General features: G+C 67.3%; 20 protein-coding genes. 16 read left to right on the top strand and 4 right to left on the bottom strand.

Annotated elements, in window-relative coordinates; genetic code table 11:
- Window positions 1-11: 11 nt before the first annotated feature.
- The 7 genes from ACFSHS_RS17845 (at window position 12) to ACFSHS_RS17815 (ending at window position 10,021) form a co-directional block, all read left to right on the top strand.
- Complete coding sequence (locus ACFSHS_RS17845; RefSeq protein ID WP_376878956.1) at window positions 12-956, top strand: ABC transporter ATP-binding protein; 945 nt, start codon at window positions 12-14, stop codon at window positions 954-956.
- A complete protein-coding gene (locus tag ACFSHS_RS17840) occupies window positions 953-1,810 on the top strand; it encodes an ABC transporter permease subunit (protein ID WP_376878954.1) in 858 nt (285 codons plus the stop codon). Before ACFSHS_RS17845 ends, ACFSHS_RS17840 begins: the two co-directional genes overlap by 4 nt.
- Window positions 1,811-2,600: 790 nt before the next feature.
- Window positions 2,601-2,828, top strand: a complete 228-nt coding sequence (locus tag ACFSHS_RS17835) for a hypothetical protein (RefSeq protein ID WP_376878952.1) — start codon at window positions 2,601-2,603, stop codon at window positions 2,826-2,828.
- Between the two features lie 536 nt (window positions 2,829-3,364).
- Entirely contained in the window at window positions 3,365-6,415 is a 3,051-nt protein-coding gene (locus ACFSHS_RS17830; RefSeq protein ID WP_376878950.1) for a BPTD_3080 family restriction endonuclease, read from the top strand.
- Complete coding sequence (locus ACFSHS_RS17825) at window positions 6,405-9,095, top strand: site-specific DNA-methyltransferase (protein ID WP_376878948.1); 2,691 nt, start codon at window positions 6,405-6,407, stop codon at window positions 9,093-9,095. The genes ACFSHS_RS17830 and ACFSHS_RS17825 overlap by 11 nt, the downstream gene beginning before the upstream one ends.
- Before the next feature lie 54 nt (window positions 9,096-9,149).
- Window positions 9,150-9,494, top strand: coding sequence for a hypothetical protein (locus ACFSHS_RS17820; RefSeq protein ID WP_376878946.1), 345 nt, complete (start codon window positions 9,150-9,152; stop codon window positions 9,492-9,494).
- Window positions 9,491-10,021, top strand: a complete 531-nt coding sequence (locus ACFSHS_RS17815; RefSeq protein ID WP_376878944.1) for a hypothetical protein — start codon at window positions 9,491-9,493, stop codon at window positions 10,019-10,021. Before ACFSHS_RS17820 ends, ACFSHS_RS17815 begins: the two co-directional genes overlap by 4 nt.
- Before the next feature lie 161 nt (window positions 10,022-10,182).
- On the opposite strand, the gene ACFSHS_RS17810 is transcribed toward ACFSHS_RS17815, so the two are convergent.
- The 3 genes from ACFSHS_RS17810 to ACFSHS_RS17800 form a co-directional block, all read right to left on the bottom strand.
- A complete protein-coding gene (locus ACFSHS_RS17810) occupies window positions 10,183-10,641 on the bottom strand; it encodes an HIT family protein (RefSeq protein WP_376878942.1) in 459 nt (152 codons plus the stop codon).
- Between the two features lie 3 nt (window positions 10,642-10,644).
- Entirely contained in the window at window positions 10,645-11,133 is a 489-nt protein-coding gene (locus ACFSHS_RS17805) for a TIR domain-containing protein (protein ID WP_376878940.1), read from the bottom strand.
- A gap of 175 nt (window positions 11,134-11,308) precedes the next feature.
- Window positions 11,309-11,851 carry a hypothetical protein gene (locus ACFSHS_RS17800; protein WP_376878938.1) on the bottom strand — a complete coding sequence of 181 codons (543 nt, stop codon included), beginning with the start codon at window positions 11,849-11,851 and terminating at the stop codon, window positions 11,309-11,311.
- 449 nt (window positions 11,852-12,300) lie between these two features.
- On the opposite strand from ACFSHS_RS17800, the gene ACFSHS_RS17795 reads away from it, so the two are divergent.
- The 7 genes from ACFSHS_RS17795 to ACFSHS_RS17765 all read left to right on the top strand — a co-directional run bounded on the left by ACFSHS_RS17795 (window position 12,301) and on the right by ACFSHS_RS17765 (window position 21,107).
- Complete coding sequence (locus tag ACFSHS_RS17795) at window positions 12,301-12,783, top strand: TIR domain-containing protein (RefSeq protein ID WP_376878936.1); 483 nt, start codon at window positions 12,301-12,303, stop codon at window positions 12,781-12,783.
- 1 nt (window position 12,784) lies between these two features.
- The gene (locus ACFSHS_RS17790) at window positions 12,785-14,242 is read left to right on the top strand and encodes an SIR2 family protein (protein ID WP_376878934.1); all 1,458 of its coding nucleotides are present in this window, start codon (window positions 12,785-12,787) and stop codon (window positions 14,240-14,242) included.
- A gap of 506 nt (window positions 14,243-14,748) precedes the next feature.
- Entirely contained in the window at window positions 14,749-17,883 is a 3,135-nt protein-coding gene (gene mobF, locus ACFSHS_RS17785) for a MobF family relaxase (RefSeq protein ID WP_376878932.1), read from the top strand.
- Between the two features lie 132 nt (window positions 17,884-18,015).
- Window positions 18,016-18,228, top strand: coding sequence for a helix-turn-helix transcriptional regulator (locus tag ACFSHS_RS17780; protein WP_376878930.1), 213 nt, complete (start codon window positions 18,016-18,018; stop codon window positions 18,226-18,228).
- Window positions 18,229-18,313: 85 nt separating this feature from the next.
- Window positions 18,314-19,411 carry a tyrosine-type recombinase/integrase gene (locus tag ACFSHS_RS17775; protein WP_376878928.1) on the top strand — a complete coding sequence of 366 codons (1,098 nt, stop codon included), beginning with the start codon at window positions 18,314-18,316 and terminating at the stop codon, window positions 19,409-19,411.
- Window positions 19,412-19,947: 536 nt separating this feature from the next.
- On the top strand, window positions 19,948-20,496 hold the full coding sequence (locus ACFSHS_RS17770; RefSeq protein ID WP_376878926.1) for a hypothetical protein: 549 nt from the start codon (window positions 19,948-19,950) through the stop codon (window positions 20,494-20,496).
- Between the two features lie 23 nt (window positions 20,497-20,519).
- The gene (locus ACFSHS_RS17765) at window positions 20,520-21,107 is read left to right on the top strand and encodes a hypothetical protein (RefSeq protein ID WP_376878924.1); all 588 of its coding nucleotides are present in this window, start codon (window positions 20,520-20,522) and stop codon (window positions 21,105-21,107) included.
- Between the two features lie 22 nt (window positions 21,108-21,129).
- On the opposite strand, the gene ACFSHS_RS17760 is transcribed toward ACFSHS_RS17765, so the two are convergent.
- Complete coding sequence (locus tag ACFSHS_RS17760) at window positions 21,130-21,402, bottom strand: HNH endonuclease (RefSeq protein WP_376879215.1); 273 nt, start codon at window positions 21,400-21,402, stop codon at window positions 21,130-21,132.
- Between the two features lie 713 nt (window positions 21,403-22,115).
- On the opposite strand from ACFSHS_RS17760, the gene ACFSHS_RS17755 reads away from it, so the two are divergent.
- Both ACFSHS_RS17755 and ACFSHS_RS17750 read left to right on the top strand, forming a co-directional pair.
- Entirely contained in the window at window positions 22,116-23,396 is a 1,281-nt protein-coding gene (locus ACFSHS_RS17755; protein ID WP_376878922.1) for a deoxyguanosinetriphosphate triphosphohydrolase family protein, read from the top strand.
- 407 nt (window positions 23,397-23,803) lie between these two features.
- On the top strand, window positions 23,804-25,087 hold the full coding sequence (locus ACFSHS_RS17750) for an AlbA family DNA-binding domain-containing protein (protein ID WP_376878920.1): 1,284 nt from the start codon (window positions 23,804-23,806) through the stop codon (window positions 25,085-25,087).
- Window positions 25,088-25,106 lie beyond the last annotated feature (19 nt).

Below are 25,106 nucleotides of genomic sequence, written 5' to 3'. Positions count from 1 at the left end.
CGGTCCCGGTCATGATCGAGGCACGCGAGCTCACCAAGCGCTACGGCGACACCACCGCCGTGCAGTCCCTCAGCTTCACGATCGCGCCCGGGACCGTCACCGGGTTCCTCGGCCCGAACGGCGCCGGCAAGTCCACGACCATGCGCATGATCATGGGACTGGACCGGCCGACGTCGGGCACCGTCACCGTCAACGGCAAGCCCTACCGGCAGCACCGTGCCCCGCTACGCCAGGTCGGCGCCCTGCTGGATGCAAGCGCCGTGCACCCCGGCCGGAGCGCCCGCTCACACCTGCGCACCATGGCCGCCACCCACAACATCAAGGCCTCCCGGATCAGCGAGGTCATCGAGATGACCGGCCTGGCCGGGGTAGCGACCAAGCGCGTCGGAGGGTTCTCCCTCGGCATGGGCCAGCGCCTGGGCATCGCTGCCGCCTTCCTAGGCGACCCCAGGACCCTCATCCTCGACGAGCCGGTCAACGGGCTCGACCCCGAGGGCGTGCAGTGGGTCCGCCAGCTCGTGCGTGCCCTGGCCGCCGAAGGACGAACAGTCTTCCTCTCCTCGCACCTGATGAGCGAGATGTCCCAGACCGCCGACCATCTCCTGGTGATCGGCCGCGGTCGCATCATCGCCGCCGGCCCGGTCCAGCAGGTCATCGACTCCGTCGGCGGCGGCGCGGTGCGGGTGCGCTCCCCGCGCGCCGGTGATCTCGCCGCCGCTCTGGCCGCCGACGGTGCGACCGTCACCTCGCCCGAGGCCGGGATGCTCGAGGTCAGCGGGACCACCGCGGAGCACGTCGGCGAGGTCGCCTACAGAAACGCGCTGCTGCTGCACGAGCTGTCCCCGCGCCGCGCCAGCCTGGAGGAGGCGTACATGAGCCTGACACAGGATGCGGTCGAGTACCGCGCCCACACCACCCCCACCACTTCCAGGACCGCGAAGGCCGAGAACCAATGAGCACCCTGACCGCCGACCCCCCCACGACATCACACGCCGCCACCCCACCCGCCGCCGCGCAGGTGCAGCCCACCTTCGCGGGGGTCGTGCGCGGGGAGTGGATCAAGCTGCTGTCCCTGCGCTCGACGTGGTGGGCGCTGGCCTCCACCGCCGCAGTGATCACGCTGGCGGCCCTGGCCGCCGCCGCGTCCCTGAACGCCATGGCCGACGACCCCGCCCTGGTCCCGGGGATCGAGCAGATGCACGGCGCCGAGGTCATCTCCAGCGGCTTCCCCTTCGGGATGCTGACCATCGCCGTCCTGGGCGCCCTGCTCATCACCGGCGAATACGCCACCGGCTTGATCCGCTCCACGTTCGCCGCAGTCCCAACCCGGATCCCGGTCCTTGCCGCGAAAGCCCTCACCCTGGTCGTCCTGACCGCCGTCGTGACCCTCGTCAGCGTGACCCTGTCCTACGTCGTCACCATGCCCCAACTCTCGCAGTACGACCTCGTCCCAGCGCTGGACGACCCGGGCCCCTGGCGCGTGTTCGGCGGCGCCCTCTACTCCCTCATCGCCGCCGCCCTGTTCTCGCTCGGCATCGGCACGCTCCTACGCTCCACCGCTGCCAGCGTGACCGCTGCCCTGACCGTGCTGCTGCTGCTGCCCGGCGTCCTCAGCTTCATCCGCCTGGACTGGGTGGAGACCATCGTCGGCTACCTACCGCTGCCGGCGTCCTCAGCGTTGCTCAGCACCGGAGCAGCCGAGACTCAAGGTGCCTACCTCTCCACACAGGCGAGCCTGATCGTGATCGCCGCCTACGCTGTCGTCCCTATCGCGGCGGCCGCCGTCACGCTGCACCGACGCGACGCCTGACGCCCTGCATTCGATACCCCAAGCAGCTGAGCACTATGACCGCCGAGATCCTGGCCGCCGCCGAGCATCTGGTGCTGCGCCGAATGACCAACGACGACGCCGCCGCACTGGCGGCGTACCGAAGCGAGCCGGTGCAGGCCCGCTAACAGTCATGGGAGACGCCAGACCCCCACGAGGGCACATTGATGCCGCACACGACGCCCTCAAGACTTCGCGAACTGTGGGCACCGTGGGCACGGGACCCGAACCTCAAGATCAAAGATCAAGCGGCACGCTGTTGACCTGGGAATTCATCGGTGGGGCGGGTGGGGCTCGAACCCACGACCCAGGGATTATGAGGTATCTCAGAGCCCTGCGCTGACCTGCATGATCATCGGTGATTTGCCGGCTGACCTGCGGTTTCATGGTTGGCGGCCGATGGCCGTCGATGGTCCGAAACGGCCCTTTTGTGGGCACCGTGTGGGCACGGTGTGGGCACGGCCGGTACGCATACAAGGCAGGGGTACCCGGGCGGCACGCCTCGCGGCGGGAGCGGTCGGGTCGCTCCGGCAGTGTGCTGCCTGCGGGGCTTAGCGCCCGTGTGGGGACGCCTACACTGAGCCTTGCCTGTCGCGCTTAGCTTCAGGAAGTGGGCCCGGCTCCTCTCCGGACGGTGAGCGGCCGGGCCTCGCGCTGTCTACGGCGCCACCACGTCCTCGGCCGCGGTGATGTCCCCGATGCGCGCTCGCCAGGCACCTCCGGCGGAATGGCTTCAGGACAAGGCGTCGGCGACCTACAGAAGCGGGTCGCCGTGCGGCGGCAGATGCACGTAGCGAAACGGTTGGGGTCGGGCGAGGCGGCGGAGTTCCTCGATGAGCACCTGACGGTCGCGCTGATCGCGCCCTTGGCGCGACTCGATGATCAGTCGCTGCACTCCGGTGTCGAGAAGCGGGTTGACCATGCGACGGAAGCTCTCGGCGCGGACCTCGGTCTCGCGGCCCTTGCCGTAGAAGGCGAGCGCCGACAGGGCACTGACTGAGCGTCTTGGGGACTGGAGGGGGACTGGCGATCAGGACAGCGGCCCGTCTCATCCGGCCGTCAGGAAGGTCCTGAGACCCAGCTGCCGCTTCACCTCCGGCCGAGTGTGTCGGCTGCAGTGGGTCGCCGGAAGGGCGCTTCGCGTCCCTGCGGGATGGGCCTTCGGCCCACCCTTCCCCCGACCCACTGCAGCCAAGAGGGGCCGGTTGTGCGAAGCGGCCAGGAGTGCTCCACCGGCTGCGGCGCTGCTGGTTGCTCGACCGCCACGAGCGTCGGTGGTACTCGACGAGGCATCCGGAGCGCGTCGCCGTACGCGGAGGCCGTCGCTCAGATCACCGAGCTGGCCACCAAGGTCGGGCAAGTGCGGGCGCGGGGCTGGAGTGGGTGGCTGTCCCTGCCGCTCGCCCGCGCCGCGGGTAACGAGCAGACGATCAGCCGATCGTGGTGGCCACCTGTTGACTGCCCGTGCGACGGCCCAAGACCTAGGGTGACGTCGGTACGCCGAGGGTTCGAAATGACGAGGGGACGTGGTCGGGCGTGACGGAGACAACCGCTGCGAGCCCGATCCTCAACGGTCCGTACGATCCGCCGGCGCGGCACTACGAGATGGGGAGGCAGGGGCGGACGAACACAGTCAAGGAGGGACGCCGCCCAAGCGAGTCCTTCATCCCCATCCCCGCGGCCCGCAAGGGCCAGCAGAACCAGGCGGGCTTCGTCGAAGAGACGATCGACTACGACCTCACCGGCGAGCGCCGAGAGCGCAACAGCTTGGTCAACAGTCTCCGCCGGGACGTCGAGATCTGGCGGCACCGCGGCTACGAGCGGGTGACGGCGACCAGCCGCAAGCTTCTGCAGCACTGGGCGGACCCCACCCGCGAGAACCGCGTTCTGTTCGCCCAGCGGGAAGCCGCCGAGACCGCGATCTTCCTCGCCGAGGTGGCCGGCCGGCACGGATACACCGACTGGCGCCGCCAGGTCGACGAGGCCAACGCCGACCACAACTCGGGGCTGCCACGGGTCGCTCTCAAGATGGCCACCGGCACCGGCAAGACCGTCGTCATGGCCATGCTCATCGCCTGGCAGACGGCCAACAAGGTGCTGAGCCCGCGCGACGCGCGGTTCGCCAAGCGCTTCCTAATCGTGGCGCCCGGCATCACCATCCGGGACCGGCTCCAGGTGCTGCAGCCTGGACACACCGGCAACTACTACGACGAGCGCGACCTCCTGCCCTCGGACCTACGCGCGGCCGTGCAGCAGGCCCAGATCGTGATCACGAACTACCACGCCTTCCTGCTCCGCGACGCCAAGGAGATTAAGGGCGTCGCCGCCAACACCAGAAAGATTCTTCTGGCCGGCAAGACGGACGATCCGTTCACCGAGACCGATGACGCCATGGTCGCCCGGGTGCTGCGCGATTTCGCCGGCCGCAAGGAGCAGATCGTCGTGTTCAACGACGAGGCCCACCACTGCTACCAGGACAAGCCGATCCCCGCGGTCAAGGGTGCTCCCGCGTCGCAAACTAAGGACGACCTCGAGACGGCGCGCGTCTGGTTCAAGGGTCTCCAGGCGATCCAGCGCAAGGTCGGCATCAAGACGATCTTTGACCTGTCGGCGACGCCGTTCTACCTCGGTGGCTCCGGCTACTCCGAGGGCTACATCTTCCCGTGGGTGGTCAGCGACTTCTCGCTGATGGACGCAATCGAGTCGGGCATCGTGAAGATCCCGCGCACCCCGGTGGACGACGACGCGACCGGTGACCTTGTCACCTACCTACGGCTCTGGGACTACGTGGGCACGCACCTTCCGAAGAAGAGGCTGTCCTCCACCGAGGCGCTGCACGGGTGGGTGCCGCCGGCCGAGCTCGAGGGCGCCCTGAAGAGCCTCTACCGCAGCTACACGAGGGCGTTCGAGCACTGGGAGCGGACGCTCGCCAAGCACGGCGAGCCTCCGCCCGTCTTCATCGTCGTCTGCCCCAACACGGTTGTCTCCAAGCTGGTCTACGACTACGTCGCCGGCACGGAGACGGACGGCGGCGTGCTCGTGCCTGGAGAGCTTGCGCGGTTCAGCAACGTCGAGGATGGCCGGTTCCTGGACCGGCCGCGGAGCATCCTCGTCGACTCGGCACAGCTGGAGTCCGGTGAGGCGATGAAGGCCGACTTCAAGCACGCCGCGGCCGCCGAGATCGAGGCGTTCAAGGCCGACTTCCGCCGCCGCAGCCCGGGCGCGGACGCCGACTCCCTCACCGACGAGGACCTCCTCCGCGAGGTGATGAACACCGTCGGCAAGAAGGGCAAGCTTGGCGAGGGCGTCCGCTGCGTCGTCAGCGTGGCCATGCTCACCGAAGGCTGGGACGCCAACACAGTCACCCATATCCTCGGCATCCGCGCCTTCGGCAGCCAGCTGCTGTGCGAGCAGGTGGTCGGCCGCGGACTCCGCCGGCGCTCCTACGCCCTGGGCGAGGACGGCAAGTTCGAGCCTGAGTACGCCAACGTCTACGGCATCCCGTTCGCCTTCATCCCGAGCGACAAGCCCGGCCCCGATCCCTTGCCGCGGCCGCCGGCGATCATGGTCGAGTCGCTGCCCGGCCGGGAACACCTGCGGATCGAGTTCCCCAAGCTCGACGGCTACCGGGTCGAGATCCCCGACGAGCAGCTCATGTTCGACCCGGCGACGACCGAGCGGTTCCCCATCGGGCCCAGCACCGTGCCGACCCGGACAGACGTCGAGGGAGTGGTCGGTGAGGGAGAGACGGTCACCGACGATGAGGCGCAGGGCCGGCGCCGGCAGGAGGTCGCTTACCGCCTGGCTGCCCGGCTCCTGCGGACGCACCTGACCGCGCTGGGGGAAGACCCACGCCCTTGGCTCTTCCCGCAGCTGGTGAAGATCGCCCAACAGTGGCTGGAGCAGTGCGTCGACGTCGCCCCCGGCTACGCGATCGGGCACCTGCTCACGTCGACGGAGGGCCAGGCCGAGGCCGCGGAGGCGATCCATCGGGCGATCGCCGTCCAGGCCGGCAGCCGACGCGAGCGGCTGCGCCCGATGATTCGGCGCTTCGACCCGGTCGGCTCGACGGCCGACATCGCCTTCCCGACGCGGAAGGCCGTGGTGGCGACGGAGAAGTCGGAGGTCAGCCACGTCACCCTGGACGGTAAGGACGGCAACACCTGGGAACAGCTGCTGGCTGCCGAGTGCGAGCTGCATAGGGACGTTCTGTCGTACGTGAAGAACGACCACTTGGGGTTCGTGATCCCGTATGTGCACAAGGGCCGGACGCACTCCTACCTTCCGGACTTCCTCGTCCGGTTGAAGCCGCGTGAGGACGACGTGGTGCGGACGCTTGTCGTCGAGGTCTCCGGCAGCCAGAAGAGCCCTGGGCCGACCAAGGCCAAGGCCGACACCGCCCGCGACCAGTGGTGCGTCGCGGTGAACAACCACGGCGGCTTCGGGCGTTGGGGCTACGTCGAGATCACCACCATGCTGGGCGTCCGGGAGCGACTCTCCGAGGCCATCGACCTGCTGTACGCCGACGCGCCGATCATCGGCGATCCCGATTTGCTCGACTATGACGAGGTCACACGTGGTGCCTAAGCCGAACGGTCCGAAGACTCCGACGCCGGTCGAGGCGATCGAGCACCTGGACACCCGGGTCAACCTGCCGACCGCCGATGCGGTCGAGGACTTCGGGACGCCGGAGCTCGAGGCCATCCGTACGGTCGCGCTGGCCCGCGACGCCAGCCTGGACCCGCAGCTCATCTGGAAGGGCAAATACCCGCACGGCGACCCGACAGCCGGGACCGATCTCGTCGTCGACGCTCCGCCGATCTACATCCAGGAGAAGATCGACCCGCGGGTGCTGGTGGAGAACCTACGCAGGACCGCCGCGCCGGGTCAGTCAGAGCCCGAGCTGTCGCTCTTCGAGACCTTCGACGGCCTCGATGAACTCGACATGATCGAGTACTACCAGCACCAGGCGAACTGGTCGAACCGGATGATCCTGGGCGACTCGCTGCAGGTCATGGCCTCGCTGGGGGATCGAGAGGCGCTGCGCGGTCAGGTGCAGATGATCTACATCGACCCGCCCTACGGAATCAAGTTCGGGTCGAACTGGCAGGTTTCCGCTCGCAGTCGTGATGTCAAGGACGGGAAGCTCGAGGATGCTGCCCGCGAGGCAGAGCAGATCAAGGCTTTTCGGGATACGTGGGAACTAGGCATCCACTCATATCTTTCATATTTGCGGGACCGACTCGTGGCGGCTCGTGAGCTGTTGACCGAAAGTGGCTCGTGCTTCGTTCAAATCGGAGACGAAAACGTCCACTTGGTCCGATCATTGATGGACGAGGTCTTCGGGGATCAGAACTTCATCAGCCTCATTACGTTCGCCACCACGGCGGGGGCTACTAATGAATTCCTGCCCTCCGTTTCAAACTTCATCTTGTGGTATGGCAAGGATCACACTCGGACGCGATTCAACCGTGTCTATGCCGCGAAGGAGGCGGGCGGTGCCGGCGCCTCGAAGTACGGATCCGTGGACGCCTCAGGCAGGCCGTACCGGTTGGACAATCTGACCAGCCAGAGCCAAGGTCGGGCTAAGGGTGAAGGTGCAGCCTCGTGGTTCCCCGTACATATCGACGGCCGCGACTTTTATCCGACTATGCAAAGTAGGTGGAAGACGAACGAAGCTGGCATGGCTCGCCTCTTGCTTGCTGGCCGTGTGGCGAGAACTCGCAACACTCTCTCGTACGTGCGCTATTTGGATGACTTTCCGGCGTTCGCCATCAATAACGCCTGGATGGATATTGGGGGTGTGCAGAGTCGGGCAGATCCGAAGATTTACGTAGTGCAGACGGCAAGTCGGACGATTGAGCGCTGCATGCTGATGTGTACGAATCCTGGTGATCTAGTCCTGGACCCAACCTGCGGGTCGGGGACGACCGCGTATGTCGCCGAGCAGTGGGGGCGGCGATGGATCACCATTGATACCTCACGTGTGGCCCTTGCGCTCGCACGTCAGCGCCTGATGGCAGCAAAGTTTCCCTACTACTTTATGGCTGACTCCGTGGAAGGCCGCGCCAAGGAGGAGCAGCTCAGCGGCAAGCCATTACCGCCGACTGAGGTCACGAATGACATCCGCCGTGGCTTTGTTTACGAGCGCGTGCAGCACATCACGCTGAAGTCGATCGCAAACAACCCGGACATTTGCGAGGGGATGTCACAGGCTGAGATCGACGCCGCGATCAAGCGGCATGCCGACTTCGAGGTCCTCTACGACAAGCCGTACGAGGACAAGTCGAAGGTTCGCGTCACTGGTCCTTTCACTGTCGAGAGCCTCTCGCCGCACCGGTCGCTGGTGTTCGCGGGCGGTCCCGACGATGTGGAGCACCGGGAAACCGTCAGCGAGCAGACCGCTGCCGCCGATGCCTCCGCGCCGACGTTCGAGCAGTCGATCCTCGACAACCTCGCGAAGGCCGGCATCCAGAACGGCAAGCGCAAGGAGCGCATCCACTTTGCCGGGATCGAGCCGTACGCCGGCATCTACATCCAGGCCATCGGCGAGCGGGCCGCCGCCGACGGTGAGGAGGTCGCGCCGAGTCGGGTCGGGGTCGCGATTGGCCCGCAGTACGGCACTGTCTCGCCGACGTTCATCAAGTCGGCTGCGCGTGAGGCAATCCGGGCCGGCGACGTGGATCTGCTGTGCGTGCTGGGCTTCGCCTTCGACGCGCAGGCGACCGAGGTCACCGAGTCCGATGGAGTGACGGTCGAGGCCACCGACCAAGGCTTCGCCTCGGTCGCTGGTGAACGCACCGTCGGTCGGATCCGCGTACTGCTCGTTCGGATGAACGTCGACCTGCTGATGGGGGAGGACCTCGCCAAGACCGGTGCCGGCAACCTCTTCACCGTCTTCGGTGAGCCCGACATCGAGCTGCGCTCCACGGACGGTGGCCAGGTCGTCATCGACCTGAAGGGCGTGGACGTCTTCGACCCCACCACCGGTGAGATCCGCAGCGACGACACCAGCCAGATCGCCCTCTGGATGATCGACACCAACTACAACGAGGAGTCGTTCTTCGTCCGCCACTGCTACTTCACCGGCGGCAACGACCCGTACAAGCGCCTCAAGGCCGCGCTGAAGGCTGAGATCGAGCCGGATGCGTGGGAGTCGCTCTACCGCACCGAGTCCCGGCCGTTCGACAAGCCAGAGACCGGCCGGATCGCCGTCAAAGTCATCAACGACTACGGCGACGAGGTCATGAAGGTCTTCGAGGTGTAGTCGAAATGGCTGTCGAGACTTCGTCCACATCGCGCCATGCTGGAAGGAGCAGTCGTGCCCGCCCTCACTGCTGAGCAGCAGGAAGCCATTGACGGGACTGTCCGGGGCCTGGCAACCCACGACGTCGAGGTCCGCAGCGTAGGCATCGAAGAGCGCGAGGATCCCGGCGGGCGGTACTTACTGGTCGAGGTGAAGCTTGCGCCACCCAAGGGCGACACCTGGCCGGCGGATGCGTTCTACGAGTTTCGCCGGCGCGTGCGCGAGGTCGTCGCCCAACGTCTGGGCGAGGATTTGGCCTTCCAAATCTCCTACGTCGCCGCAGCCAGCGGCACAACCTCCGGCGGTAGCAGTCATACGCCGCTCGACCCGCGAGGCACGCCCGCTCGGAACAGGGAGTGACCACAGCCCGTCCCATTTCCGTCGCGGAGCTGCTCGACCTCGCCGACGAGTTGGCGGGGCGCGGCGGGACAGGGCCGCCGACGGCGATCAAGCTGCGCCGGTCCATCAGCAGCGCCTATTACGCCCTGTTTCATGAGCTCTCGTTTCGCGCCACGCAGCGGCTGCTGGGTTCAGCAAGCTGGGGCGCCACGGAGGCCGCGGTCGCCCGCTGGGTCACGCACACCGACCTCGCCACCCTCGCGCGGGCGGCCACCGGTGGCGGGAGTCCGGCGCTCCGAGTGGCGCTCGGGTGGATGAACGAGGAGGTCATCCGTATCGCCGAGGCCTTCTTGGACCTGCACGACGCTCGAGAGCGGGCCGACTACGACGACACGTTCGACGTCTCCGCTGCCGTGGTGCTCTCTTTAGCCGACCTCGCGCGTGACTCGGTCAACCGGTCGGTCCGGATGATCGACTCGGGCGATCCGACCTACAACCGATTCCTGGCCCTCGCGATGGGTGGGGTGAAGGTCGCCAAGAACAGGTGACGCGGCCCCTGCCTACCTGACCGGCAGCGAAACTCTCGGCGGGTCAGCCGGTCCTCGGTAGTCCTGCACTTCCGCGGTCTCGGGCAACCCTCAACGTCCCTGATAGGCGGGGGCGCATCTTGAGGGCTCGACCTACGAGGCGCGCTCTCAGCGCGGTTCACCTAATGGGGAGGCCCGTGAAGCGATGCATCAGGGGAGCCGAGGCTGTTGCGGATAGCGGTGAGCGCGGCGTCCTTGTCCTCGTCCGTCCAGTTAGTGCGCTCTGGCCAGAAGGGACCCATGCCGTCGTGATCCCAGCGTGGGACAACGTGGACGTGTAGGTGCATGACTGTCTGGGTAGCGGCAGTTCCATTCGACTGGATGATGTTGAGCCCCTGGGGGTTGAGGGCCTCCCGGACGGCTCGCGCGATTCTTAGGGTGGCTTCGGTCAGGTATTGCGCGGTCCCGTCATCCAGTGCCCAGATGTTCGGGATGTGTGGCCGCGGGATCACGAGCGTGTGCCCGATAGTCGCAGGCTCCAGCGGAAAGAGTGCGACGACCTTCTCTGTCCGGAGGACCACTCGCGCCGGTTTGTCACCGGCGACGATCTGGCAGAAGTCACAGTCAGGATCCGCGGACATGGGCTAGGACCGCCTGTAGCCGCTGGCAATCCACGACTCGATGTTGTTCTTGATGCTGGCGTACACCTGGGTGCTGTCGTACCCCGGAGGGTCGAAGACCGGGACGAAATCGGCATAGGTGAGGCGGCTGTCGGAAAAGCCAAACTGTGCAAAGGGGTTGCTTCCGGCGGTTGCGGTGCGCTGGTGCTCGTCCTTGAGCGCGTGAATACGGATACCGAGGAGTGGCTTTCTGGACATCCAGGCCTTCTGAATCTCGTACTTCACCCACCTGCGAGAGGCGGTCTGAGAACCGATAAGGACCACCACGGCCCCCTTGTAGGCCATCTCTGTGTCGATCCAATGCTGTACCGCGTTGTCGCCGCGGGCCTTGACAGTCTCCCACTTCTGAGCAGGCATGATCTCCTGCCCATCGATAGCGCCCATGCGCAGGATCTGCTGAACTCGCCAGTGGTCGTTCTGATAGTGGAAACTGACGAATGACGATCGAGACATGCTGCTTCCCTTCAACCAGCCATGAGCCGACAGAGTGGCGTTGTTCTTAGCGCTTCTCGGGTTTCGGTCCGGCGGGGCGTGGACTTGGCGGCTGCTGATTATGCTTGCCGGGCCTTCCGGGGCTCGGGTTAGGAGCAGGCCGGGGTTGCGGGGGTTTCTGGGACTTGGGCACAGGTCACCTTCGGGCTAGATCGATAAAGAGAAGGGTCACCTCGACGAGTACGACGAGGATGCTTGCTGCGTAGGTGCTGTGCATTCGGCGCAGGAGAACGTCGTTCTTGGTGTACTCCGCGTCGTATCCGAGCGAGGTGCTTCGCATCATGTGGCTGATGTCGTCCCCCTTGTCAATCCAGCTGTCCATGACCTTGCCGTCCATAACCAGAGTTAGGGTCCGCGGCAGAAGTATGTAGACGGACAAGAGCGCGACCATTACGAGACAAGCGAATGCACCCCACGTCCACGCGGTCAGATTGCTGGCGCCCCGGAGGGACAAACCGCCGATGACGGACGCGGCGATCGTGCTAAAGCCGATGGTGGCCGTGGCTCTGGTCCGCAGACCCTCTAGGTCCTTCTTTTGCTGGTCGATGCTCCGGCGAGCCTCGTCGAGCACGAGTTGATCGCGCGGGTCCACGGGGATGGAAGACCTAGTGTCGGACTCACCTTCCGCACTGACGTCGACCTCCTCATCGCGGGACCGGTGCGGTTCGGGCGAGCGCATGGACGCAGGTTACGAGGACGGTCTGACACTCTCGCTCTGCATCCGGTGCTCGTAGGGCTGAGGCCAGATGGTCAGGCACTGGTTGTTCGGAAGGGCGACCGCCGGCTTCTGCGCAAGTGTCGTCTGGAGGAGTAGGACCTCAACGACTGCGGCGAAGCCGGGCAGGCCATCGGCCGTCCGGTGGAGTGCTTCTCAGCGGCAGACCGATGAAGCTCCAAGACGGGGCTGATGGCCAGACGCATGGACACGTGAGAGCCGGGAGCGCCTCTGCTGCCTCAAGCCGCAACCCGTCCAGGTACTTCGGTCTCCGGTCCCGCCCCCGGTGCGGCGGGCTCGCGCTTCCGTGCGACGTGTCCGGCGTCCGGCGGAGGATGGGGTGTCGGTGCTCGCACGTAGCATCGGCCAGGCGATGTAGGAGACGCAGCTCCACCCGGGAGGATCCCCGCTCGATGGCCGGCCGCAGCACCTTCTTCAGCTTCCACTACGAGCGGGACGTGTGGCGCGCGAGCATCGTGCGCAAAGCCGGCCAGGTCGACGCCCGGGCCGCCGCCGGCTGGACGGACAGTTCGCTATGGGAGGAGGCACAGAAGAAGGGCGATGCCGTGATCCAGAAAATGATCGATGACGCGCTGGTGGGCACCAGCGTCACCGCGGTCCTCATCGGCGCGAAGACCGCACAGCGACGGTGGGTGAAGTACGAGATCAAGAAGAGCATCGAGCGGGGCAACGGCCTGCTAGGCGTGCACATCCACCGGCTGGAGAACGCCAAGGGGCTTACCGACGTCCAAGGCGCGGTCCCGACCGGGCTGATCGGGCACAAGGTTTACACCTACGACCGCAATCGGTTCGGCGCCTGGGTTGAGAAGGCGGCCGTCGCTGCCGGCAAGAAGTGCCTGAAGCACCGGCTGCTCTACTGCGCAGTCTGCGGCTGACGTGCCGGGCGAGTTCCCGGCTACCAGGGCGCGGTTCCTGCGCGAGTACGCCGACGACGTCGAACAGGGGCGGGCGGCCCTGCTGGTCGGGGCCGGGCTGTCCCGCGCGGCCGGGTTCGTCGACTGGCGGGGTTTGCTGCGCGACCTTGCGTCGGACCTCGGCCTGGACATCGACGAGGAGTACGACCTGCCGGGCGTGGCCCAGTACCACCTGGATGCCAACAACCAGGACCGCAGTCGTCTGAACCGGATGCTGCGGGAGCACTTCCAGCATGCGCAGCCGGTGAGTACCAGGGCCCATGAAGCCTTGGCCCGCCTCCCGGTCCGGGACGTGTGGACCACGAACTACGAGGACACCCTTGAGCGGACCTACGAGGCAGCCGATCGCGTCGTCGATGTCAAACGGCTCAGCGCTCAGGCGTCGTGGACCTCGGACCGGCCGGGCAGCGACGCAACCGTCTACAAGATGCATGGGGACACCGATGACGTTGGCTCGGTCGTCCTATCTCGGGAGGACTACGACACCTACGAGGCCAAATACCCGCATGTGCCGCGGGTGTTGCAGGCGCACCTGACCCAGAAGACCTTCTTGATCGTCGGCTTCAGCCTGACCGACCCCAACATCGATCACGTTCTCGCGCAGCAGCGTGCCGCCTTCGGTGCTAACCAGCGGCAACACTGGGCGGTCTTCAAGCGCGAGGCCGCTGGGCGCGAGGCGGTGCGTCAAGGGTTGCGCATCCGCAGCTTGAAGCGCTATGGCATCGAGACGGTGCTGGTGGACGACTATAGCGACGTCCCCGTGTTGCTCGAGGAGCTCGCCGACCGCCTGGCCCGGCGAAATGTCCTGGTCTCTGCCTCCTCCGGCGACGCCACCTTGCTGCCCGGCAGCGAGCGCCAGCGCATCGAGACCATCGCCGAGATGGCCGGGCGAGCGATTATCACCACCGGCCACAACCTGGTCTCCGGCGTTGGCCTGGGCGCCGGCGCCGCGGTCCTGGCTGGCGCCGCCGAGCAGGTGTACCGCGGTCACGCCGATCCCGCGCGTCGCCTCGTGCTGCGGCCGTTCCCACGACCTGCGGCGGCGACGCCAGCGGAGCGAGCCGAGCTGTGGACCCGTTGGCGCGAGGACATGGCGCGCAACGCGGGGATCGCAATCTTCATCGCCGGATGTCGGGACGACGGGCAGGGCAATCCCGAGGTCGCGGCTGGGGTACTCGAGGAGTTCAAGATCGCCGTTGAGCAGGGATGGGCATGGCCGCTGCCCATCGGAGCGACCGGCTGGGCAGCGCGAGAGCTGCACGTTCGCGTCTGGTCCGACCGCCAGCGCTACCTTCCCGACCACACGCCCTGGGAGGACCTCGAGACTCTCGGTCTGGCGGATGCGACGGTTGAGCAGCTCACCGGCGCACTGGAGCGCCTGCTTCGTTCCCTGCACGCGTCGGCATCTACGACCGCCTGAGCGCCGGGTTACCACCGAAGCTGTAGACGGTGATACGAGCCGGAGCCCGGCCAGCCGTCGGTCGGAAAGCTCGTTGCCCGTCTGGCGGGGCCCCTTTCTCAGCCTGAGGCGCCGCCCCCGCGGACCGGCTCCTCGCTGATGCGCGGTGATCGCGGCCAGGGCGGCTGGTCGCCCGCCGCGCGGCGATGTGGACGAGACGACCTAGCCGCACGGGCCGGCGAGGTTCGCTGCGCTGAAGGTCACCGTCCTTCGAAGGAGGCGGACTACATAGGCCCGACTGCCAGCCGAGAATAGCCATACATCATCAACAGCGCTCTAGATTCCGATCCCTTTGGCGCAAACGATCTGTAACGGGCATTCGCTTTCGTGACGCGTCAAGCCCTTACTGCAGAACGGCACGCATGCTACCAATAGAGGTAGCTCGGGCCCCGCTTCGCGGGGCCCATCGTCGTCTCTTGGGGTGACATGTTGGTCATTGTTGGGTGGCGTGGAAATTGCACGGCGGAATGAAGGTCTACGCCGGTCCGCCAGCGGCTGCCCGGGCGTATCTGGAGGCCGACCGCGGCCGCGCTGATGACTACTACCTGGCCGAGGGCACCGGCCTGGCCCGCCGCTTCACGGCCACCGCCGGGCGGGTGGAGGAGCGTGCGCCGTTGACGGGGGAGACCTACGAAAGCTGGGTGGCCGGCCGGGACCCAGATACCGGGCAGCCGCGGGGGCGGCTGCGTATCGACGAGCGTGCGGTGCGGTTCGTCGAGGTGGTGGTCAACGGCCCGAAGTCCTGGTCGTTGGCCGCCGCGGTGCACCCGGACATCGCCGCCGCCTACGACGCCGCCCAGGACCGCGCCGCGGTCGAGATCATCGGCTGGCTCGCCGGACACGCGACCACCCGGGTCGGCCCGCGCGGCGGGCAGTTGCAGGTGCCGCTCGAGGTGCTGGAGGCCGTGACGGTGCGGCACTACACCTCCCGCGCCGGAGATCCGCACCGGCATCTGCACCTGCAACTCAACGCCCGGGTGTTCGCCGCCGGAAAGTGGCGCGGGCTGCACACCGTCGGCGTGCGCGACTTCCTCGCCGCCATCAACGGAATCGGGCACGCCGCGGTCGCCTGCGACCCGCAGTTCCGCACCGCGCTGGCCGCCCACGGCTACACCCTCGATGCGACTGGAGAAATACTGGAGCTCGCCGAGTACATCGGTCCGTTCAGCGCGCGGGCGGCGCAGATCGGGCGCAACCTGGATCGCTACGAACGCGACTGGACCGCCGCGCACCCCGGCGAATGCCCGGGGCCGGCGCTGCGGCGGGCGTGGGACGCCCGCGCATGGGCCGACGGCCGCCCGGACAAGGTCACTCCCCGCTCGGGCGCCGACCTCACCGCGCGGTGGCGGACCGAGCTGGCCGCCCTCGGCTACCACGACCCCGACCGACCGGTCCAGCTGCGATCCAGCCCGATCGGCGCGCTGGACCGCGACCGCGCTGCCGACCAGATGCTCACCCGGCTGGCCGCCGGCCGCTCCGCCTGGAACGCCGCCGACCTGCGCGGCGAGGCCGAACGGCTGCTCTCGGCTGCGGGCGTCGTCACCGAGGCAGCGGTGCGCGGCGAACTGGCCGAGGACCTCACCGCCCGCGCCCTGGCCCGCTGCCTTCCGCTGCTAAACCGCGACGGAGTGCCCGAGCACATCCGGACCTGGACCTCCCCGGCGGTGCTCGAGGTCGAGGCCGACCTGGCCGCCCGCCTCGCCGCCCGCGGCACCCACCACGGTGCGGATGCCGACCTCCGACCGGTCCGGGTGGCCGGCCTGGAACTGTTGGACCCCGGTCAGGCCGCTACCGCGGCCGCGCTCGCCGGGAACCGGCCGCTGGTGGTGGTGGAGGGCGCGGCCGGCGCGGGCAAGACCACCACCCTGGCCGCAGCTGGTCGACTGCTGGGGGAACAGGGGCGGCGGCTGGTGGTGGTCACCCCCACCCTGAAGGCGGCCGGGGTCGCCTCCGCCGAGGTCGGCGCCACCGCCGGCTCGGCGGCCTGGCTGGCCTTCCAGCACGGCTGGCGCTGGACCGACGACGGCGCCTGGACCCGGTTGACCCCCGGTGAGGCCGACCCGGCCACCGGCCGGCTCTATGCCGGACCCGGGGAGAACGCGCGGTTGCGGCCGGGGGACATCCTGGTCGTCGACGAGGCCGGGATGCTCGACCAGGACACCGCCCGAGCCCTGCTGGTCGTCGCCGACGAGCACGACGTCCGGGTGGCGCTCCTCGGCGACCGGCACCAGTTGGCCGCGGTGGGCCGCGGCGGGGTACTGGACCTTGCCGTGCGCCGGGTCGACCCGGCCGCTCACGTGACCCTCGACCGGGTGCACCGCTTCACCCGCATCGACGATGCCGGGCAGACGGTGCCCGACACGGAGTACGCCGACCTGACCCTGGCCATGCGCGACGGCGCGGATGTCGGCCGGGTGTTCGACGCGCTGGCCGGCCGCGGCCAGGTCCGTCTGCACGCCGACGCCGCTGCGCTGCGGGAGGCGCTGGCCGCCCTGGCCGCAGAGCTTCACCGCCGGGGCGAGCAGACAGCGATCGTGGTGGACACCCGCGAGCAGGCCGCCGAACTGGGCGCAGCGGTCCGGGAGAGGCGAGTCGCCGACGGGCTCGTCGATGACGTCCGGGTCGCGGTCACCGGGGCGGGGCAGCGGATCGGCGCCGGGGACCGGATCGCTACCCGCCGCAACGACCGCTGCCTGGGTGTGGCCAACCGGGATATCTGGACCGTCACCGCCGTCGGTCCTTCGGGGGCGCTGGCCGTCGTACCGGACGATGTCACCCCGACCGGCGCCGTCTCGGCCGGTGTCACTCCGGGTGTCACCCCGGCCGGAGCGGGGGAGCGGGTGCTGCCCGCCGGCTACGTCACCGCCCACGTCGAGCTTGCCTACGCCAGCACCGCGCACGGGGTGCAGGGCGACACCGTCACCTCGGCGCATGTGGTTATCGGCGAGCACACCGGCGCCGCGTCGGCCTACGTCGGCATTACCCGAGGCCGCACCGCGAATACCGCGCACCTGGTGGCCGCCGACCTGGCCGAGGCGCGGCAGCAGTGGATAGCGGTGTTCGGCCGCGACCGCGCCGACCTGGGCCCCGGCCACGCCGCGCAGCTCGTCGCCACCGAAGCCGCCCGCTACGCCCAGCCCCGCCCACTCGACCAGGTGCTCGCCGAGCTGCGCGAGGCGTGGACGGTTGAGCAGCGCTGCCTGGATCGGCTGGAAAGCCGTCAGCCGCAGCACGACACGCTGCGCGCTGTCGTCGCCCTTCAGGCCGCCCAGAAGCTCACGCAGGTCGGTGTGCTCGGCCGCACTCCTGGCCCTGCCGAGCGGCTGAGCGAAGTCGACCGGGGCATCGCGGCCGCTGGACAGGAGCTGGCCGGCGCGCGGGAACGCATCGCCGCACTGTTGGCCGACCCGACCCTGCTCGACCAGCCCGCCGATCGGCTCATCGCAGAACGCAACGCGTGGCGCGCCCAAGACGCCGATCGATCCCGGTTCCCGGCAGCCCTGCGACCGACCGCCGTCGACCCCGGCGTACCGCGGCCGGAGTCCGAGCGCCGCTGGCCCTCCCTCAGCCGGGGCAGCGCGGCACCCGGCATCGGGCGATGAGCCGCACCGGCGACTGCAGAACAACTGGAGAATCCCGGCAGGATCTTGCGGTCGGCTGTCACCAACGGGCCCCGTTTGGCGCCTTCTACAGGCGATGGGGCCCAGCCCATCCGACCAGGACCGGAGCCGACCATGACGGACCACACCGCCGGCAACGACCCCGAACTGCTCACCATCACCGAGGCGGCCGACCTCCTCCGCGCGCCGGTCGCCACCTTGCGCTACTGGCGCCACCTGGGCACCGGCCCGCGCAGCTTCCGCCTCGGCCGCCGCGTCCTGTACCGCACCGACGACCTCCACGCCTGGATCGCGCAACAGCACGCCCAGGCCCTCGACCGTCGATGAGCGGGCGTCGTCCACAGGCGTACGGGCCTCCCCAGAGACTCGAGACGGCGTTGACCCGGGGAGCCGTCGTGGGCACGGTCGACTGATGGCCGGCAGCATCACGGTGGACGTGCTCAGCGACGGCAGCAAACGGTACCGGTCGCGGTACCGCGATGCTCGCGGGCGGCAGCACGAGAAGCGGTTCACGCGCAAGGTCGACGCCCAACGATGGCTTGACGAGCAGACGTCGGCGATCGTCACGCAGACCTGGACGGCGCCGGAGCGTGGCCGGGTCACCGTGGATGTCTGGGCGGAGCAGTGGCTCGCCGCGCAGACCGGGCTGAAGCCCAGCACGCTCTACCGCTACCGGTCGCTGCTGCGCGTCCAGATCCTGCCGCGCTGGGGTCGGCACCGGCTGGCCGACGTCACCCATGCCGAGGTCGCCGCGTGGGTGGCCCAACTCGTCGACGGCGGCCTCGCGCCGGCGACGGTGCGGCAGGCGCACCGCGTCCTCGCACTCATCCTGGCCCTCGCCGTCCGCGACGGGCGCATCCCGCGCAACCCGGCATCCGGCGTGCCGCTGCCCAGGGCCCGGCGCGCCGATCCCCGGTTCCTCACCCGCACGGAGCTGGAGCGGCTGGCGGACGCAGCGGGGGAGTACGGCGACGTCGTCCGTCTGCTGGCGTACACCGGCCTCCGGTTCGGCGAGATGGCCGCCCTACGGGTCCGCCGGATCGATTTCCTCCGCAAGCGGCTCACCGTCGCCGAGAGCGCCACGGAGGTCGGCGGCACCGTCGAGTACGGAGCGCCCAAGACGCACCAGCAGCGCACCGTGCCGATCCCGAGCATCCTCGTCGAGCCCCTGTCGCGCCGCTGTCAGGGCAAGGGCCCGGACGACCTCGTCCTGACTTCGCCGGGCGGCGCGGTGCTGCGCTCGGGCAACTTCCGGCGGCGGTTCTTTGACCCGGCGGCCATAGCCGCCGGGCTCGAGGACCTCAGCCCGCACGACCTCCGGCACACCGCCGCCAGCCTGCTGGTGGCCAGCGGCGCGAACGTCAAGGCGGTCCAACGGATGCTCGGTCACGCCTCCGCAGCGATGACCCTCGACGTCTACTCCGGGCTCTTCGATGACGACCTCGGCGCCCTCGCTGACCGCATGGATCTCGCCCACGAGGCGTCCGTAACAAGACGTCACGGTGCGTAGTGTGGGCACGGGCTCCCGTCGTCAAGATCGGCGATGGAGGGTGCCTTCACGGCACGCCCGGAGTGCCGACCCCGGCATCGACCAGCGCCTACTAGTCCACCGTCTCCCCGCGGGTCCGTCTAGCCGCTAGCCGTGACTGTCCCGCCCCCGTGCGCCAAGATCGGTACATGTCCTCGCATTAGAGGCCGCAGGTCACCAACAGCGCACCGGTCGGCTCTATCGACCTGCCTGCAGAGGGGCTGGGCCCGGAGCACCTACATCGTCGAGGTCAGAGCCTCGCGGCCGGGATTGGGGTCGACCAGATCTGGCTGGGACTGGGGCAGGTGCTGGATTACCGGTGGACCTTTTCCGACGCCCAGCCGCCGACCCCGGTGACGGCGGTGCTGCTCACCGAGGAAGCTCCTCGTGACCCGCACTGGGTCCAACGTCTTGCGCTGCGGCGGGCGTGGTGCTGACCTGGCCCGAGCGGATGGCGGTTGACCTCGGTCGGTGGAGGCCCATCGGTTCCGTCGTACGTGCCTGGTACCACAGTCGTCGTGCAGACCAAGCAGTGCTCGATGTGCCGGGAGTGGAAGCCCGTCGACCAGTTCTACTGGAGCAAGACGCATCAGCGGTGGGTGGGCAAATGCAAGCCCTGCCACCGGGAGCGGGCGAACGAACTCCGCAGGGAGCGCAGGGCGCAGCTGACGCTGGACGAGCGCGCGGCCGAGAACCACAAGCAGTACGACCGCGATGCCGAGCGCAGGCGAGAGATGGGTGACGAGGCCTGGCGCGCCTACCGCCTCGCTCTGTTCGACGCCTACGTCGCGGAGGCCCGTCAGAACCTGTGGCAGTACCTCCGCGCGCACCCGTGCGTCGACTGCGGCGAGCCCGACATCGTCGTCCTGCAGTTCGACCACCGTGATCGCGAGTCCAAAGAGATGATCGTCAGCCGGATGATCGCCTCAGGCCGCCGTTGGCCGGTCGTCCTGAAGGAGATCGAGAAGTGCGACGTCGTCTGCGGCAACTGCCACGCCCGCCGTACCGCGACACAGATGGGGTGGAGAAAGGCGCAACCTCAGGGGAGGCAGGCTGAGGCAGGCTGAAACCGCCGGACGAGGACGCGACCATGGAGACGAAGCAGTGCCTGCGCTGCCTGGAGTGGAAGACCGTGGACAACTTCGCCTGGGACAAGGCACGGCAACGGTGGCGGGCGTGGTGCAGGCCTTGCGAGAACGCCGGGAAGGCCGAGCGTCGGAGGCTCCGCCGAGCGCAGATGACGCCGGCGGAGCGGGCCGCCGACAACAAGAGGCAGTACGCCCGCGACGCCCGCAAGAGGGAGACCATCGGTAGTGAGGCCTGGCGCGCCTACCGTACTGGGCTGCACAACGCGTTCGTGGCACGGAACCGCGAGAACTTGTGGCAGTACCTCCGCGCGCACCCCTGCGTGGACTGCGGCGAGCCCGACATCGTCGTCCTGCAGTTCGACCACCGTGACCGCGAGTCCAAGGAGATGAACGTCAGCCAGATGATCCACTCGCATGGATGGGCGGCGATCGTGCGCGAGATCGAGAAGTGCGACGTCGTGTGCGTCAACGACCACCTGCGGCGTACGGCGAAGCAGTTGAGCTGGAAGAAGGCCTTTCCCTGGGAAACGCCGCTGACGGTCCGCCCCAGGCCGGCGTCGTGTAGTCGTCATGCGCGTACTCCGGCATAGGTATTGCGTTCTCGAGCCTGCCCTACACGCCGAGCTCCGCCACCTCAACCGTCGTTCTCCGCTGCCGCAACCTCCACTCGACGAGGAAGAACTTGAACTTGCTGACGTTGCAAGCCGCGCACGCCGGCACGACGTTCGCTGGGGCGTGCCGTCCACCTCGGGCCAGCGGGACAACGTGATCCATGTGGGGACGCGGGGTCCGCTTGCCGCAGTAGGCGCAACACCCTCGGTACCGGTTCTTGACCCGGAGCCACTCCCAGTCGGTGACCTCGACGTAACCCGGATTCCCAAGCATCCGGGCCCGTCTGTTCTCCTTGCGCAGGGTTGCGCTCGGGCGCCCGTTACGACGACGGTCGGCCGCCGTCGCCTTGCACGGCAGTGAGCAGGTGAGGGCGTTTGACTTTCGGTGCGAGATGTCAACGCTGCACACCACGCAGAGGCGAGGCTGGCTCGGGTCGCGCTCCGCACCAGGGTCGCCGTACTTCTGCCACCGCTGGTAGTGCTTCTGGCAGTAACCGTGAGCCTTGATCTTCAGCGCGCAGTGCTCCACCTGGCATGACCCGTTCCGGTGAACGCGCTCCTGCACATCCTTGGGGTTCGGCGTCCCGTGTTTGACGGTGCGCTGGTAGTGCCGGCTGCACATGCCCCGAGCCCGCGTTGGGCTTGAGCAGCCGGCGACTGTGCACTCCCTTCGCACCGTCATGGGGCACACACTGACAGGCACGTAAGCCCTGGGCCGCGAAGGCGAACGCGCGCCGCGTGGGGTCGGGGGAGAGAAGCGGTGCTACACCCAGCGCGCTCCGCGATGGGGCATGGACGTCTCCTCCCCAGGGGCCCCGCGCTCGCGGCGAAGGCGTCGCCACCGGTGACCAGGCGTCCGCTAACGACCGTGTAGCGACCACACAGGAAGTAGGAGAGGCTTCTCAGACCCACGGGCTAAGGCGACTGTCTTGGGTTCTCCGCCGCTTCACGCTTAGCCATGGACACCTCCCAGTTGCAGGAGATCAGATGCTGACGGACGCTGAGCGTAAGGCGCGACTCGAAGCGGCCACTCCTAATGATCCGATCCCGGCGTTCAGTCGAGATAGGCAGCGGATACTTGCGTCGGACGTCTTTCGGAGATTAGGGGGAGTAACGCAGGTCACCACCGATTTGGGCGAGAGTCAACTCCTCTATAACCGACTGACCCACAGTCTGCGGGTTGGCCAGATTGGCCGGATGATCACGGAGGGACTGGTCCGCAACTGGCCGCACGAGAATCTGGCGCCCCCAAACGCCGACGTCGTAGAAGCCGCTGGGCTCGCTCACGACTTAGGACATCCTCCTTTCGGTCACATCGGCGAGCAAGCTCTTGATCAGCTAGCCCTGGAAGAAAACCTGGACGGGTACGAGGGAAATGCCCAGACCTTTCGAATAGTGACGAAGCTTGCAACTAACACCCAGGGCTCGCATGGACTGAACTTGACGAGGGCGACGCTCAACGCGGTTTTGAAGTACCCATGGTTCAGGCGGGCGGACGGCTTGGCTGCGAGAAAGTGGAGCTCCTATCAGTCAGAGAGCGCCTACTTCGAGTTTGCACGGCTTGGTTATGAAGACGACCTCCCATCTGTGGAGGCTCAGATAATGGACTGGGCCGACGATATTGCATACTCCAGTCATGACTTCTTTGACTTCTACCGAGCGGGCATGCTGGATGCGTCGGCGTTATCCGGCGGGAATAGGCGAGCGCTATTGGAATTATTGGAAGCGGCTTCGAAGAAGCTGGATAAAGTGCCAGAGGAGGGCTGGCTAGAGAGCTTTCTGGAGACGTTTTTCTACGGTTTTCCTGGCAGATATGAGGGCCGTCCAACCGAGCGGCAAGCACTACATCAATTGCTGAGCCGGCTCACCAGTACGTTCATGGAAGCTGTCGCGGTAAGCGGGGACGGCCAACTTGATGTGTCAGCCGAGGTCGCGTCCGCGGTTGCTTTGTTGAAGGCCGTGACGATTACCCAGGTAATCCAACGGCCCCAGCTCACGCTCAACCAAGAGGGTCAGCGACGGACGCTCATCGAACTCTACGCAGCCCTGCAGGAGTGGTCGAGCAAGCATACGGTATCGAACTATCCGCCCTTGTTGCAGGAGATGTTCGAGGCGAGTGAATCTGAGCAGCGGGCCTACTCCGCGAAACTCGTCAAAGCTAGAGCGTTGATTGATTACATAGCCATGCTCACGGACCGAGAGGCCGCGCACCTCTTGGAGCGCCTGACGGGGCGGTACTTCCACAGCCTCGGAGGCTGGCTGCGCTGAGCCGTGCTCCCTTGAGCCGGGTCGAAGGTGCTTTCGTACCGTCGGGTAGAGCAACGCTCACTCGCGAGAAGGCGATCAGCGAAAGCGCGCTGCCGTGCGCCAGTGCCCTGCCCCACCCGCCCTCAGCTGTACCGCTGCCTGAGTTCACACTGCGCACCCCAGGCCGGACACTGGCGGTGCAGGCTCGGGTCGAGGCGTTCATCGTCGAGCAATACGCCGCCTGCCGGTCGCTCCGTGGGAGCGGGCCGCGCTCACCGACCGCGCGTTGAGCTAGGCAACGTTGTGAGCGGGGTGCGGGTCCACTGCCAGGGCTCTGGCGCTATGGCGCTGAACGCGAAGCTGCAGCACAGACCGAGCGGGCGGTCAGCCAGTTCAACGCCGGCAAGGTAACTGGCAAGGTGGGGCTCATGGACGGCGGTAGCGAGATCCAGACCAAATCGGGCGGAGCAGCTGTCATCTTCGATGAAGAAGATGAGGGGTACGTCGAGAGTGTCGGCGGCTTTGGCGGCCACCAGCTTCACGTCCTCGGACACGGATGGATCGTCCAACCGAAGCATGGAGCCTTCATCGTCCCGGAAGACGTTATCTCGGCCGCGGACGTCGACAGCCTGCGACTGGGAATGCTGGACAACCACCGATGCTGCCAACAGCTGCCGGGTTCAACCGAATACGTCAACATTGCCCTTGAGACGGGTGCGGATTTCCACGCCCACTCGGCCGACACAGACTCCGTTCAACTGTGGGTCGAAGCAGATCGCGTCTTTGCAGTGACTGAGACGCGCACCCGTCGCGTGCCGCCGTGGAGCGAGTTAGAGCTGGGCCGATTGCTCGCTCCCGCAGCAAGGGGCCACGACTGCTTCGTCTCTGAGGTGTACTACGAAAGCCGTGGTGGCGACCCGACCAACTGGGGGTACGTCCTCCCTCCGGCAGAGGCGGAGGCACTGCGACGAACAGCTCTCGACGATCCACACGAAATCCATGTGCGCGTACAACCGAACGGCCCCATGACTTGCAAGCAACTTATTGCGGCTGGACGCGATGTGGCCGCCCTGCTCGACGCCTATCAAGGGGGTTCGATTACGGTAGCTTCCGCGCGAAATTTGCTACGGGGAGGCCGCGCGTCGTTGCTGATCGGGCTTCCTGAGAACGAGTGGCTGGAGATCAAGAGCCGCGCGTACGCACTCAGGCTCGCTGGCGCGCCCGGTGAGCGACAGAAAATCGAACTGGCGCAGGATGTGGCGCGCTTCGCCAACGGTGATTCCGATGCCGTGATCGTTATCGGCCTTAAGGAAGCAAGAAGGGCTTCGATGTCGGTCGTGGGTTCGGTGACTCCGGTCCCACTCTCTGAAATAGACGTGGATCAGTATCGCGCCGTTATTGACGCGAGGTTGGTGCCTCCAATCGATGGTCTTGGAATTGAGCGGGTGTGCGTGGCTAACGAAGAGGGCCTGTTGCTGATCAGCATTCCGCGGCAACCCAAGGAGATGCAGCCGTATCTCGTCCAGGGTGCAATAGCGGGGGACAAAGTTGAGGGAAGCTTCATCAGCGTCGTGCGTCGACGTGGCGAGGGGAGTATCACCACGTCGGCGGCACAGATCCATGCCTATCTCGTAGCGGGACGCGCATACCTTAAAGGGGCTTCGGTCATGCAGGATGCCGATTCGGCCGCAGAGGTCGAACCGCCCTCCTAGTTGCCACGAGCAAACGAAC

This window comes from Blastococcus deserti, assembly GCF_042682525.1.
Lineage (GTDB): Bacteria > Actinomycetota > Actinomycetes > Mycobacteriales > Geodermatophilaceae > Blastococcus_B > Blastococcus_B deserti.
The sequence above is the reverse complement of the archived record's forward strand: the minus strand, read 5'-3'. Positions and strand labels throughout refer to the sequence as shown.

Coding starts and splice junctions, on each gene's coding strand:
- ACFSHS_RS17845 (WP_376878956.1), top strand. CDS start 12: ATGATCGAGGCACGCGAGCTCACCAAGCGCTACGGCGACACCACCGCC.
- ACFSHS_RS17840 (WP_376878954.1), top strand. CDS start 953: ATGAGCACCCTGACCGCCGACCCCCCCACGACATCACACGCCGCCACC.
- ACFSHS_RS17810 (WP_376878942.1), bottom strand. CDS start 10,641: ATGTCCGCGGATCCTGACTGTGACTTCTGCCAGATCGTCGCCGGTGAC.
- ACFSHS_RS17805 (WP_376878940.1), bottom strand. CDS start 11,133: ATGTCTCGATCGTCATTCGTCAGTTTCCACTATCAGAACGACCACTGG.
- ACFSHS_RS17800 (WP_376878938.1), bottom strand. CDS start 11,851: ATGCGCTCGCCCGAACCGCACCGGTCCCGCGATGAGGAGGTCGACGTC.
- ACFSHS_RS17795 (WP_376878936.1), top strand. CDS start 12,301: ATGGCCGGCCGCAGCACCTTCTTCAGCTTCCACTACGAGCGGGACGTG.
- mobF (WP_376878932.1), top strand. CDS start 14,749: ATGAAGGTCTACGCCGGTCCGCCAGCGGCTGCCCGGGCGTATCTGGAG.
- ACFSHS_RS17780 (WP_376878930.1), top strand. CDS start 18,016: ATGACGGACCACACCGCCGGCAACGACCCCGAACTGCTCACCATCACC.
- ACFSHS_RS17775 (WP_376878928.1), top strand. CDS start 18,314: ATGGCCGGCAGCATCACGGTGGACGTGCTCAGCGACGGCAGCAAACGG.
- ACFSHS_RS17765 (WP_376878924.1), top strand. CDS start 20,520: ATGGAGACGAAGCAGTGCCTGCGCTGCCTGGAGTGGAAGACCGTGGAC.
- ACFSHS_RS17760 (WP_376879215.1), bottom strand. CDS start 21,402: ATGCTTGGGAATCCGGGTTACGTCGAGGTCACCGACTGGGAGTGGCTC.
- ACFSHS_RS17755 (WP_376878922.1), top strand. CDS start 22,116: ATGCTGACGGACGCTGAGCGTAAGGCGCGACTCGAAGCGGCCACTCCT.
- ACFSHS_RS17750 (WP_376878920.1), top strand. CDS start 23,804: ATGGACGGCGGTAGCGAGATCCAGACCAAATCGGGCGGAGCAGCTGTC.